Genomic DNA, 12431 nt, shown 5'->3' on the forward strand with positions numbered 1-12431 from the left:
AGCGTCACGTCGAGCGTCACGTGGAGTGTCAGTGGTCCACGGCAGACTGAGCCCATGCACACGGTCGTCTCAGAAGAGGGCTCGGGCGTCGGCCTCCAGCCGGTGTCCGACGGGGGCGCGCCACAGGGGCAGCAGCAGGTCGTCCAGGCGGCCGAGCTGGCGCACGCGGTGACCGAGGCCGAGGTGGACCACACGCGGTGGACGTGGGACGACACCAACAAGTGGTATCCCATGCTGCTCGCTGACGGCATCCGGGTCGACCGGGCGCACGACCTGCGGCTCGCGCACGCGGTACTCCGCGCGTCGGCCCTGTCGGCGCGCACCGCACTCGCCGAGTCGGGCCCGACGCCGTGGGACGGTCTCGCACCGGTACCACCACCCGGCGGCCCGACGGCGGCCGCGCTGGTGCCTCACGACAGGCACCCGGGTGCCGAACCGCTCTTCGACCTCGGCGAGATCACCGCACCGCGGTGTTCGGGTAGTGCCCGCCGAGCAGACGAGCGTCGCCTTCCTGGACCTGGCCCGGCTGGACCTGGCCCCGATGTACCCAGCTCCGCCGGCACCAGTCCGACCGTGACCAGTCCGACCGTGACGACTCCGACCGTGACCAGTGCGGCCGGATCAGGCCAGGACCACCCCGGACCTCAGGACGCCCTCCACCCCATCAACGCCCTCCACCCCACCAACGCCCTCGACCCCGCCGCCGAGCTGACCGCACAGCTGCTCGCGATCAAGGACAGCACCGACCCCGGCCGCCTGCGGCTCCTGCTCGCGGCGGAGTCGGCCGGGGCGCTCGCTGCTGCCGAGATGCATCACGCCGGTCTTCCGTGGCGCGGCGACATCCACGACCAGATCCTCACGGAGGCACTGGGTCCGCGTCCGCGGCCGGGTGCCCGGCCGGCGAAGCTCGAGGACCTGGCCAACCGGATCCGGAGCGCCATCGATGCCCCGCCGACGCTCAATCCCGACTCGCATCCTGACCTGCTGCGCGCCATGGAGTACGCGGGTGTCGGCGCCAGGAGCCTGCGCAAGTGGGAGCTGGAGAAGCTCGACCATCCGGTGATCGCACCGCTCCTGGAGTACAAGGGTCTGTACCGCCTCTACACGGCGAACGGCTGGAACTGGCTCGACACCTGGGCGCCTGACGGCCGGTTCCGGATGGAGTACGTGGTCGGCGGGGTGGTGACCGGGCGGTGGGCGAGCACCGGCGGCGGCGCCCTGCAGCTGCCGCACAACGTGCGGCGCGCTGTCGTCGCGGATCCGGGCTGGACCTTCGTCGTCGCCGACGCGGCGCAGCTCGAGCCACGTGTGCTGGCCGCGCTCGCCCGGGACGAGCGCATGGCGGCGGCGGGCCGCACCAAGGACGGCGCGAACACCGACATGTACGCGGGGATCGTCGCGGCGGGTGTCGTCGACTCCCGTGAGCACGCGAAGGTGGGCATGCTCGGTGCGATGTACGGGGGCACCACGGGCGTGAGCGCGCAGGTGCTGCCTCGCCTCGCCCGTGCCTTCCCGCAGGCGATCGACCTCGTCGAGCGGGCCGCCCGCGCCGGCGAGCGGGGGGAGAAGGTGACCACCCGTCTGGGCCGCAGCTCACCGCTGCCCGGGGACTCCTGGGCAGCGGTCCAGGGTTCCGCGTTCGACGAGGACGCCGGCGCGGATGTCCAGTCGCGTGCCCGCAGCCAGACGCGCTCGTGGGGGCGGTTCACCCGGAACTTCATCGTCCAGGGCACCGCGGCGGAGTGGGCTTTGTGCTGGATCGCCTCCATCCGCCGTCGGCTCTGGGCCGTCGGCGAGGCCTCGGGCGACTCCGTGCCCGGCCTCGCGCCGGCGCCCTTCGCCCGTCGGCCGCACCTGGTGTTCTTCTTGCACGACGAGGTGGTAGTGCACGCACCGGCTGCGCTGGCGGACGTCGTGGCACAGGAGGTGCGCGCCGCCGCCGACGAGGCCGGGCGCCTGCTCTTCGGCGACTTCCCGGTGGACTTTCCGCTCAGTGTCGCCGTGACGGAGAGCTACGCGGACGCCAAGGACTGATCATCCAGCACGGCCTTGAGGGAGGTCTCCAGGATGTCCACGCCGGCATGGAGGTCGTCCTCGCTGATCGTGAGGGGCGGTGCGATGCGGAAGATGCCGCCCATCCCCGGCAGCTGCACGATGTTCATGTGCAGACCCCGTTCCAGGCAGGCCGACGTGACGGCGTTGCCCAGCGCGTCAGCGGGAGTCTTGCTCCGCTTGTCCTGCACCAGCTCGATGCCCTGGAGCAGACCGCGGCCACGTACGTCGCCGACCACGTCGTACCGCTCCCGGAGCGATTCCAGGCGTGCGGCGAGCTGTTCGCCCAGCGTCGCGGCGCGGGCGACGAGCCGTTCTCGCTCGATGACGTCGAGCACGGTCAGCCCGACTGCCGCCGCCAGCGGGTCGGAGACGTGCGTCGTGTAGAAGAGGAAGCCCCGGTCGTGGCAGACCTGTTCGATGTCGGCGGTCGTGACGACAGCCGCGACGGGTAGCCCGGCGCCGAGGGTCTTCGACAGCGTCAGGATGTCCGGGGTCACACCGTCCCGCTCGAACGCGTACATGTCACCGGTCCTGCCCAGGCCCGTCTGCGCCTCGTCGAGGACGAGCAGCATCCCGCGCTCCTCGCACATCTCCTTCAGACGCCGTAGGTACCCAGGTGGCAGCTCGATGATGCCGCCCGAGGAGAGGATCGGCTCGACGACGCAGGCGGCGAGGCTGCCGGCCGACTGCTGGTCGACCAGCGCGAAGCCGTAGGCCAGCTCGGCCTCCCAGTCGTACGACCCGTCGGGTGATCGGAACGGCGACCGGTAGGCGTTCGGGGTGGGCAGGGCCAGGTTGCCGGGGGTGGGCGGACCGTAGCCGCGCCGCCCTGCGGAGAACGTGGCGGAGGCCGCGCCCTGGGTCATGCCGTGCCACGAGCGGTCGAACGAGACGATCTCGTAGCGGCCGGTGAAGAGCTTGGCCATCTTGATGGCCGCCTCGTTCGCCTCGGCCCCGGTGCTGAGCAGCATGCTCTTGCCGAGCGGGTCCGGCAGGGTCTCGGCGAGTCTTCCGGCCAGCCCGAGAACCGGACCGCTGAGCATGCCGCTGAAGAGGTGGTCCAGCGACGCGACCGCCTTCGACACCGTGGACACGATGTCCGGGTGCGCGTGGCCGAGGATGGAGCTCATCTGACCCGACGTGAAGTCGAGGATCGGCGTCCCGTCACGGTCGAAGACGTACGCGCCCGAGGCGCGCTCGATCACCCGCGGGGTGAAGCTCGGCCCGTAGCGGATCAGGAGCCGGTCGGCGTCGGCCCAGAACGTCGTGTCCATGGTCATCCCTCCACGCGGAAACGCTGCAGACAACCCTCATCCTCGGCCGCCCGAAACCGTCAGGACAAGCACACAAATACAGTCGACCGTTCGCTCATGGCATACGTTCGCGACCGCGGTCCGCCCTGCCGCGCCGCAGTGTCCTGCCCTACGGTCGGCCTCATGCTCAACCCACGACGGCTCGAGATCCTGCGTGCGGTCCTGGCGGCCGGATCGATCAACGGGGCGGCCCGCAACCTCAGCTACTCGCCCGCGACGATCAGTCAGCACATGGCCGCGCTCGCGCGGGAGACCGGGCTGGTCCTGTTCGAGAAGCAGGGCCGCGGTATCGCCGCCACCGATGCCGCCCGGGTGCTGGCCGACCAGGCGCAGGCGCTCCTTGCCGACTTCGGGCGCCTGGAGCGGGCGGTGGCGGACCTCCGGGGTGGCCAGGGACAGCACCTGGCCATCGCCTGTTTCGCCTCGGCGGCCGAGCGGTGGATGCCCGACGTCGTGCGCGCCGTGCGTCGGCTCCAGCCGAACCTGACCGTCGAGGTCAGCCTCAACGAACCGGTGGACGGTCGCGGGCGCCGACGGCCCGACCTCGACATCCGTACCGAACCGGCGGACGCCGCAGCGATCCGTCTCGACGGCTACGTGCGTCACGAGCTGCTCGTCGAGGATCTGGTCGCGGTGCTGCCGGTGGGGCACCCGCTGGCCGACGCCCCCGAGATCAGCCTCAGCGACCTGGCGGAACAGCCGTGGATCGACCACGACATCTATGACAGCCCGATCGGGCGGATCGTCCTGAGCGCGTGCAGCACCGCCGGGTACACCCCGCGCTATGCCGCCCGGCTCGATGACCACCGGGCGGCGCTACGGCTGGTGGCGGCAGGGATCGGGGTCACGGTGCTGCCCCGACTGGCTGTGCCCGAACGTTCCCCGGAGCTCGTCGCCAAGCCGCTGGTCCGCCCTCGCGTCGCGCGCCGCGTCGTCGTCCATGCCGGCGGGGACCGGCGTCAGGCCGCGCTCGTCGCGTGCGCCGTGGAGCAGCTGCGCGCCGCCGCGGGCCGGTCGGCCGGACAGGACCTCAGCCCGCCAGCAGACCGATCGCCGCGGTGACGACCTGGGCCGAACGCAGTGCCGCGTCGTCGACGTGGGTCAGGAACTCGGTGCCGTCGGGGGCGCACAGGTCCGAGACCGCTCGCGCCGACACGAAGCCGGAGCCGAAGTTGTGGCACAGCTGCGCCAGCGCCGCGGACTCCATGTCGACGGCGAGCATGTCGGGAAAGTCCGCGCGGAGCCGCAGCGCGAGCTCGGTGGTGGCGAACTTCTCGCCCGACCCGATGATCCCCTCGCGCAGCGTCAGCGACCCGTCGGCTGCCCCCGACACGTCGGCGGCCGCCCGCCGGACGGCGTCGGCGAGCGCGGGGGCGGCGTCGTACGCCTCCGGCATGCCAGGAACCTGCCCGAGCACGTAGCCGAAGGCGCGGGCGTCGGCGTCCGCGTTCACGAGACGGACGCCCAGGACGACGTCGCCGACCGCGATGTCCTTGGCGAGACCGCCGGCGCTGCCCGCGCTGATCAAGGGCACGTCCGGGCCGTAGCGGAGGATCGCGCTCGCGCCCGCCGCGGTCGCGTTGACGAAGCCGATCCCGGTGCGCACCAGCACGACGGGTCGGCCCGCGAGCGTGATCTGCCGGTGGACGGCGAGGCCGACACGTTCCGGCTCGCCCACCGCGGACGCCAGACCGAGGAAGGGCGCGGCCTCGTCGTCCATCGCGACGAGCACGACGGCGACGGGTGCGGGAGCGCTCACTGCCCGGCGGCCGGGTCGCCGGCGAGCCCTGGGCGGGCAGCGCCTTCGCGGGCTACCGCGTCGTGAGCCGCTGCCTCACGAGCGGCTGCATCCCGGGCGGCCGCGTCGCTGGCCGAGGCGTCACCCGGCGCGCCCTCGGCGAACACCTGCGACCAGACCCCACGTGCCGAGAGGAACACGGAAGCCGCCTCCTGGGCGCCGGCCAGCGAGTGGTTCGCGCCCCAGCCGCACTGCACCTCGTTCGCCGCGGGCACCTCGGTGGCCGTGACGATGTCACGCATCGTCGCTTCGATGAGCCGGAGCACGTCCTCGTAGGCGGGCTCCCCCTGCAGCATCAGGTAGAAGCCGGTCTGGCAGCCCATGGGGGAGAAGTCCAGGACGGCGTCGGAATGGTTGCGCGAGTGCTCGGCGAACAGGTGCTCCAGGGAGTGCACCGTCCGCATCTCGAGGTGCGCGACGTTCGGCTGGGTGAACCGGACGTCGTACTTGACGATCACGTCACCGCCCGCGAGCTGCTTGCGGTCGGCAAGCCGCACGTACGGGGCGGCGACGGCGCGGTGGTCCAGGTTGAACGACTCGACGTTCATGCGGGGGGCTGACTCGGTCACGGTACGAGCCTAATCCGTCTGTGCCCGCGGAACGTGCGACCGGGCGTGCTCCACCGCCGGCGGCAGATCGGTGAACGGCGCCACACGGACCGCCCCGCACTACGCTGTACGCGTGAGCAGCAGCGACACCCCCACCCCTGGCACGGCCCCTGGCACCGCCTCGCCGGGCGCCTCGTCCGGCAGTTCCGCCGTGCACCCCACGCTGGCGCAGGTGGTCTCCGCGCTCGACGGCCTCTACCCGCCGTCGACGGCGGAGGGCTGGGACGCCGTCGGACTCGTCGCCGGCGACCCCGCGACCCCGGTGCGCAAGGTGCTGTTCGCCGTGGACCCCGTGACCGCCGTCGTCGACCAGGCCCTGGAGTGGGGCGCTGACCTGCTCGTCACGCACCACCCCCTGTTCCTGCGGGGCGTGAGCTCCGTGGCCGCCACGACCTTCAAGGGATCGGTGGTGCACCGGCTCCTCACCGCCGGGTGCGCCCTGCACGTCGCCCACACCAACGCGGACGCCGCCCCGCGGGGGGTCGCGGACGCCCTCGCCGACCTCGTCGGCATCACCGACCGGCGCCCGCTCGAGGTGAGCGCCGCCGGCGAGACGGACGGCCACGGCCATGGTGCCGACTACGGGACCGACCGCGGCATCGGACGCGTCGGCAGACTCGTCGAACCCGTCACTCTCGCCGCCTTCGCCCGCCGCGTCGCCGCTGCGCTGCCGGCGACCGCGCAGGGCATCCGGTTCTCCGGCGACCCGGACGCCGTCGTGACCACCGCCGCCGTCCTCGGCGGATCCGGCGACGGTTACTTCGACGCCGTCCGCGCCGCCGCCGCGGACGTGTACGTCACCTCGGACCTGCGCCACCACCCCGCCTCGGAGCTGCGCGAACGGGCCGAGTTCGAGGCCCGCGCGACAGGCGCCCCCGGACCGGCGGGCACCCCGTTCCTCGTCGACACCGCCCACTACGCGAGCGAGTGGCCCTGGCTGCGGTACGCCGTCGAGGATCTCGCGGCGGCGCTCGCGGCCGACGGGCTGGCGGTCGAGACCCGGGTCAGCGAGCTCGTGACCGACCCCTGGACGGGCCAGGTGCCGTCGCGCTGACAGTTCGCACCGCGAGCTCGCAGCCCCGCCGGCAGACCACGGGCCGGGTGGATTCGGCGCGGGCGGGCGCGGGGTAGCGTTGGACCGCCCCCAGAACCCGACCGAGAGGACGCCTCCCGTGGCAACTGCACCGCCCGAAGACCAGCGCAGGCTGCTGGACGTCCAGGCGCTCGACACGCGCGCTCAGCAGCTCGCTCACCAGCGCAAGAACCTGCCCGCGCTCGCGAAGCTGACGGAGCTCGACGGTCGCATCGCCGACCTGCGTGCCTCGCTCGTCGAGTCGCGTACCCGGGTGGCCGACCTCAAGCGCGAGCTCACCAAGGCGGAGTCCGACGTCGAGCAGGTCCGCAACCGCGCCCAGCGCGATCAGGAGCGGCTGGACCAGGGTGGCGTCAGCGCCAAGGACGCCGTGGCGCTCACCGACGAGCTCGGTTCGCTCGCGACCCGCCAGGCGGCGCTGGAGGAGATCGAGCTCGACGTCATGGAGCGGCTCGAGGCGCACGAGGATGCTCTGGCCAAGGTCGAGGCCGCCAACGACGAGCTGGTCACGGAGCGGGCGGCGGTCGAGGCCGAGCGTGACGCCGGCTGGGCCGAGATCGACGCGCAGGTCCAGGCGATCGCCGGCGACCGCGCGAAGGCGGCCGACGGGCTCGACACGGCCCTGGTCAAGCTCTACGAGAAGATCCGCACGCAGCTGGGTGGCACGGGTGCGGCGGTGCTCGACGGCAACCGCTGCGACGGCTGCCGCATGGACCTCCCACCGGGCGACCTGGCGACCATCAGGAACGCGGCGCCCGACGCCGTGGTGCGCTGCGAGGAGTGCGGCCGGATCCTGGTGCGCGTCTCCGGCGCGACGACCGGCGCTGCCGCCGGATGAGCGAGGCGCCAGGGTCAGACCCGCGCGGGCGACCGCTGGTCCGGGCCACACGACCCGACGGCGCGCTCTCGCTCACCGTCGTGCTCCTGCGGCACGGGGTGACGCCGCTGACGGAGGCCGGCGGATACTCCGGGTCTGATGTCCCCGGGCCGTCCCTGACCGCTCGAGGCCGGCTGCAGGCCGCGCAGGCCGCCGACGCCGTCTTCCGCATCGGACGAGCCGCGCGGACCGGAGCGGGTTCCACGGGCGGGATGCGCAGCGGCGGCCTGTGGCCCGACCTGCCGCGTCCGACGGCGCTCGTCGCGTCGCCGACCGTGCGCACCCAGGAGACGGCCTCCGCCGTCGGACGGCGCCTCGGGCTGCACGTCACCACCGAGGACAGGTTCGCCGAGTGCCGGTACGGGGAGTGGGAGGGGCTTACCGCGGACGAGATCGAGCAGGGCTGGCCGGGTGAGCTCGTGCGGTGGCGCTCGACGGGCACCTTCGAGCCCCCGGGCGGCGAGTCGTACGCGCAGCTCGGTGAGCGGGTCTGGGCCGGCCTCACCGAGCTGCTGGCCGGCGGCGTGGGCCGCACGGTCGTGGCGGTGGGTCACGTGGCGCAGATCCGGACCGCTGTCGGGCAGGCGCTGGGCGCGCCCGCCTCGCACTGGGCGCGGCTGCGCGTCCCGCCCGCGTCGTTGTCGGTGGTGCGGTTGTGGGAGGACGGCGCCTCCGAGGTGGTCGCCGCCGGTGTGCCGACCGACGGCTGAGCCGGGCCGTTCTCCCGCCCGCGCCCGGGGTTCCGGCTACTGGCGAGCGACCCCACGGTCACCTGGGCGCGTGAGCGTCCCGCGCGCGAACGCCGGGGCGAGCGGAACGAGCGCGAGCACCAGGACGGCCGGCAGGGCGAACCCGATCCGCAGGTTGTCCGCCCCGACGAACCCCGTGAGCACCGACCCCAGCAGCGCCCCCACGTAGTTGAACTGGTTGAAGCGGGCGATCACGGCGTCGGTGCGGGCGCGGTCGGGCTCCGGGGTCGCTGCGCCCGCGGTGCCGGTGAGCGGGTCGACCGCGGTGCCGGCCGTCCCCGCGGCGATGCGCCCGGCGGCGGAGAAGCTGAGGGGTGCCACCAGTGCGACGGCGGCACCGAGCAGCGTGAAGCCCGCCACCGCCACCTGCCACGTCGGCGCGAGCGCCACCACGGCCAGCGCCCCGCAGGCGAGGACCGCTCCGGTTCGGAGCACCGGCGCCACGCCGAACCGGGTCACCAGACGGCCGCCGGACAGCCGCACGACGATCGAGGTCACGAGGTAGGGGAACGTCGCGAGCGCCACCAGGTTGCCGGGGGCGTCGAACGACCGGGCGAGGTAGACGGGACCCCAGGTCGCCGCTGTCGTGTCGACCATGTAGAACACGACCAGCCCGAGTCCGACCAGCCAGATGGGACGCCACGGAACGGGTGGGCCCGGCGCCGGCGCTCCGGGCACGGGCGCCGCCGCGACGTGCGGGAGGAACGGCGCGAAGGAGACCACCAGGGGTATCACCGCCACGAACGCGGCGACCGTAGGGGAGAGGTGGCCGGTCGCGAGCGCCGCGACGGCCGCGGTGATTCCGCCGGTGGTCCAGTAGCCGTGGGACGACGGCAGGATGGGCCGGCCGTACCGGTGCTCCAGGCCGACGCCCTGCATGTTCGTGGTGGCGTCGACCAGGCCCAGCGCGATCCCGTAGAGCGCGACCCCACCGACGAACACACCGATCGCCGGCGCCAGCGTGATCGCGGGCACGGCGACGACCATCAGGGCGAGCCCGAGGCGCAGCGTGTGGGCGCTGCCGACACTCCGCGCCGCGCGTTCCGCGACCAGGGACCCGACGCCGGCGAGCAGCACCATCATGAGCAGCAGCAGCGACAGGGTGACCTCGTCCAGGCCCCAGCGTTCGAGGAACCGGGGCAGCCGCGTGGTCAGGCCGATGAAGACGAAGCCTTGCGCGAAGAACGCCGCTGCCACCGCGACCCGGGCGCTCGTCAGGCTCCTTGTCGTCATGACCGGTCATCCAACCGGTCGGCGGGCGTCGGCGCCAGGGTTTCGGCCCTGGGCCTCGTAGCGAAGGCGGGGGGCCGCTCAGGCGAGCACGAGCTCCAGCGTGCGCGGGCCGCGGGGCTTCCCGTCCAGCAGGTTCGCCTCGATCAGCGTCTGGTCCTTGCCGGACCCGATCTCGGTGAGCACCACGGAGCCCACGAGCTCCTGTGCGGCCTTGAGCACGTCCTCGCTGGTCCGCGCCTCGGGCTCCCGGCGCAGCAGGTGCCCGGCCAGTACCCCGCGGGTGTGCTTCGCGTTGTGCGACACCACGGTCCGCTTCCCGTCGGTCTCCCGCAGCACGCGCACCTCGACCCATTCGGCCGCGCCGTCGCCCGTCGTCCGGGGCTTCCAGGCGGCGACGTAGGTCGCGGAACGGCAGTCGACGACGACGTCGCCCGCGGCGCGCGCGTCCAGCACCTCGGCGAGGTGGGGCTTCCAGAACGTGGCGAGGCGGCCGACGTCGGGCAGGCCGACGCCCATGCTGAGCCGGTAGGCGGGGATGCGATCGCCGGGCGCCACGACGCCCCACAGCCCCGAGAAGGTGAGGACGCTCGCCTGGGCGCGCTCCGCCGCGCCGTCGGGCAGCGAAGCCAGGCCGGCCGCCGCGTACAGGACACCCGTGTAGACCTCCGCCGCGCGGGCCGACGGCGCCGCGTGGAGCCTGGTGTTGCGCGCCACCTCGTCGGCGAGCCCGTCGCTGACCCCGAGCACGGAGGTCGCGTCGGGCCGTGCGCTGACCCGCGCGAGGTCAGCCAGGACCTGCTCGCGCCGTGCGGTGAGCTCCGGGTGGACCAGGGCGTCCAGATCGAGGGGAGCTGCGCCGTCGGGCGCGGGGGTCTTGCCCTCGGAGGGCGGGAGGAGCAGGAGCACCCGCCTAGCCTAAGTCGCCGCCAGGGTCAGCGCGTATGGCCCAGATCAAGGTGTACGGGAACCGGTCGGTGTGGGGCGAACGTCGTGCCGCGGCTCGGGCTGGAGGCGGAGGACCTGGAGGTCGTCATCCTGGAGAGCCCGAAGGAGAACTGGGGAATCCGCGGAATGTCGGGGGACGAGCTCGCGCTGAGCTACCGCGTCGAGGTCTGACGAGCGGTGTGGAGTCTTGGCGGTACTCTTCTACCTGCGGACGAGTCGGTCGGACGGTCGCGTCGGGTGCCCTCGGGCGCCCGCCGAGGAACGTCCGGGCTCCACAGGGCAAGGTGGTGGTTAACAGCCACCCGGGGTGACCCGCGGGACAGTGCCACAGAAAACAGACCGCCCCAGGTCTCAGGACCTGGGGTAAGGGTGAAACGGTGGTGTAAGAGACCACCAGCGCTGCCGGTGACGGTAGCGGCTAGGTAAACCCCACCTGGAGCAAGGTCAGACAGACTGTGTTTGAGGGCTGCCCGCCCGACTCTCCTCGGAGAGGCACAGTCGGGTAGACCGCTCGAGCCCTGCGGCAACGCAGGGCCTAGATGGATGACCGTCGCCCGCGCCGGGGTAACCCGGCGCGGGAACAGAACCCGGCGTACAGACCGGCTCGTCCGCTTTTAGACCTCGTTTCAGAATGACCGGCCTGGGAGTTTGCGCCAGCAGATGATGGCGCAGGCCAGGTGCATGAGTCCGAGGTGGAGATCGGCGCGGACCTCGTAGCGGGTACGGAGGCGTTTGAACTGGTGGAGCCAGGAGAAACCGCGTTCGACGACCCACCGCTTGGTGCCAAGGCCGGAGCCGTGGGCGACGCCACGGCGAGCGATCTTCGCCGTGATGCCGCGGTCGCGTAGTTCGCGGCGGTACTTGTCGTAGTCGTAGCCGCGATCGGCATACAGGATCCGGGGTTTGCGGCGTGGCCGGCCGACCACGCCCCGGATCGCCGGAAGGGAGTCGACCAGGGGCAGCAGCTGGGTCACGTCGTGCCGGTTCCCGCCGGTCAGCGACACCTGCAACGGCGTGCCGTTCGTGTCCACGATCAGGTGGTGCTTGGACCCGGGCCGGCCACGGTCGACCGGGGACGGGCCGACATGGTCCCCCCTTTGAGCGCCCGCACGTGCGAGCCATCGATGCTCATCTCGTCCAGCCCCAGCAGGCCTTCCCGGCGCATCTCGGCCAGAACCGCCTCGTGCAGCCGCGGCCACACACCGGCCTCGGTCCACTCGGCCAGCCTGCGCCAGCAGGTCACGCCAGAGACGCCCAGCGAGTCCCGCGGGACCTGCCGCCAGCCGACCCCGTGCCGCAGCACGAACACGATCCCGGCCAGCGCCGCCCGGTCATCAGCCCGCCGACGCCCGTGATGTCGGTACGGCCGCGCAGGAGGCGCCGGGAGCAACGGAGCGACCTGCTCCCACAGCCGGTCAGGGACCAAATCCTCGATCACGAGCCCGCAGCCTGCCCCAAACTCGCAGGTCAGACATAGCGGACACGCCGACCATTCTGAAACGAGGTCTTAAGGCCCTGACCTGCATCGGAGCATCAGTCGGAGGCTTCCAGGCGCGAGATCACGTTCGCAGTTGCGCCATGGTCGCCTGGCCTGAAGGCCGTGGTGATACCAGTAGGTGCCCAGGGTCTCACTCGCGTCCTTGTGGCCAGTCGTGCCTGAACCGCCTTCACGGACGCGCCGTGGCGGATGCGCGGGCTCGCGTAGTAGTGACGCAGATCGTGGAAGTCGACTGGATGTCCTCGGAGTCGATCGGGGCTAG

General features: G+C 72.6%; 11 protein-coding genes, 1 other RNA gene and 1 pseudogene. 7 read left to right on the top strand and 6 right to left on the bottom strand.

The features are described 5' to 3' along the window. The first annotated feature begins 54 nt into the window (after positions 1 to 54). A complete protein-coding gene (locus ACYVK7_RS15825; protein ID WP_460888681.1) occupies positions 55 to 2034 on the top strand; it encodes a bifunctional 3'-5' exonuclease/DNA polymerase in 1980 nt (659 codons plus the stop codon). Here the strand turns inward: ACYVK7_RS15825 and ACYVK7_RS15830 are convergent. Further along, positions 2013 to 3329 (bottom strand): aspartate aminotransferase family protein, encoded by a 1317-nt coding sequence (locus tag ACYVK7_RS15830; protein WP_460888682.1) that lies wholly within the window; start codon positions 3327 to 3329, stop codon positions 2013 to 2015. The genes ACYVK7_RS15825 and ACYVK7_RS15830 overlap by 22 nt on opposite strands. Positions 3330 to 3491: 162 nt before the next feature. Between ACYVK7_RS15830 and ACYVK7_RS15835 the strand changes: the two genes are divergently transcribed. Then, the gene (locus ACYVK7_RS15835; protein ID WP_460888683.1) at positions 3492 to 4430 is read left to right on the top strand and encodes a LysR family transcriptional regulator; all 939 of its coding nucleotides are present in this window, start codon (positions 3492 to 3494) and stop codon (positions 4428 to 4430) included. Here the strand turns inward: ACYVK7_RS15835 and mtnN are convergent. Together mtnN and ACYVK7_RS15845 are read right to left on the bottom strand one after the other, a co-directional pair. After that, the gene (mtnN, locus tag ACYVK7_RS15840) at positions 4399 to 5127 is read right to left on the bottom strand and encodes a 5'-methylthioadenosine/S-adenosylhomocysteine nucleosidase (protein WP_460888684.1); all 729 of its coding nucleotides are present in this window, start codon (positions 5125 to 5127) and stop codon (positions 4399 to 4401) included. The genes ACYVK7_RS15835 and mtnN overlap by 32 nt on opposite strands. A 137-nt stretch (positions 5128 to 5264) precedes the next feature. Continuing rightward, a pseudogene (locus ACYVK7_RS15845) lies at positions 5265 to 5714 on the bottom strand (S-ribosylhomocysteine lyase); the annotation flags it as partial. Positions 5715 to 5847: 133 nt separating this feature from the next. Between ACYVK7_RS15845 and ACYVK7_RS15850 the strand changes: the two are divergent. From ACYVK7_RS15850 to ACYVK7_RS15860, 3 genes are all read left to right on the top strand, one after another. After that, positions 5848 to 6828 (top strand): Nif3-like dinuclear metal center hexameric protein, encoded by a 981-nt coding sequence (locus ACYVK7_RS15850; protein WP_460888685.1) that lies wholly within the window; start codon positions 5848 to 5850, stop codon positions 6826 to 6828. Positions 6829 to 6946: 118 nt separating this feature from the next. Then, positions 6947 to 7705, top strand: a complete 759-nt coding sequence (locus ACYVK7_RS15855; RefSeq protein ID WP_460888686.1) for a zinc ribbon domain-containing protein — start codon at positions 6947 to 6949, stop codon at positions 7703 to 7705. Beyond that, entirely contained in the window at positions 7702 to 8454 is a 753-nt protein-coding gene (locus ACYVK7_RS15860) for a histidine phosphatase family protein (RefSeq protein ID WP_460888687.1), read from the top strand. Before ACYVK7_RS15855 ends, ACYVK7_RS15860 begins: the two co-directional genes overlap by 4 nt. A 36-nt stretch (positions 8455 to 8490) precedes the next feature. Here ACYVK7_RS15860 and ACYVK7_RS15865 read toward each other — a convergent pair whose 3' ends face one another. Both ACYVK7_RS15865 and ACYVK7_RS15870 read right to left on the bottom strand, forming a co-directional pair. After that, on the bottom strand, positions 8491 to 9726 hold the full coding sequence (locus tag ACYVK7_RS15865) for an MFS transporter (RefSeq protein ID WP_460888688.1): 1236 nt from the start codon (positions 9724 to 9726) through the stop codon (positions 8491 to 8493). Positions 9727 to 9804: 78 nt separating this feature from the next. Beyond that, entirely contained in the window at positions 9805 to 10632 is an 828-nt protein-coding gene (locus ACYVK7_RS15870) for a YaaA family protein (protein ID WP_460888689.1), read from the bottom strand. An 84-nt stretch (positions 10633 to 10716) separates the two neighbouring features. Here ACYVK7_RS15870 and ACYVK7_RS15875 point away from each other — a divergent pair, with 84 nt between their 5' ends. Both ACYVK7_RS15875 and rnpB read left to right on the top strand, forming a co-directional pair. After that, positions 10717 to 10842, top strand: a complete 126-nt coding sequence (locus ACYVK7_RS15875; RefSeq protein ID WP_460888690.1) for a hypothetical protein — start codon at positions 10717 to 10719, stop codon at positions 10840 to 10842. Between the two features lie 41 nt (positions 10843 to 10883). After that, an RNA gene (gene rnpB, locus ACYVK7_RS15880) (RNase P RNA component class A) lies at positions 10884 to 11282 on the top strand. 15 nt (positions 11283 to 11297) lie between these two features. Here rnpB and ACYVK7_RS15885 read toward each other — a convergent pair. Continuing rightward, a protein-coding gene (locus ACYVK7_RS15885) for an IS5 family transposase (protein WP_460888691.1) occupies positions 11298 to 12109 on the bottom strand; the annotation gives its coding sequence in 2 pieces (ribosomal slippage) (positions 11298 to 11770 and positions 11770 to 12109; 813 coding nt in all). Positions 12110 to 12431 lie beyond the last annotated feature (322 nt).

The sequence above is a fragment of the Promicromonospora xylanilytica genome, assembly GCF_054782895.1.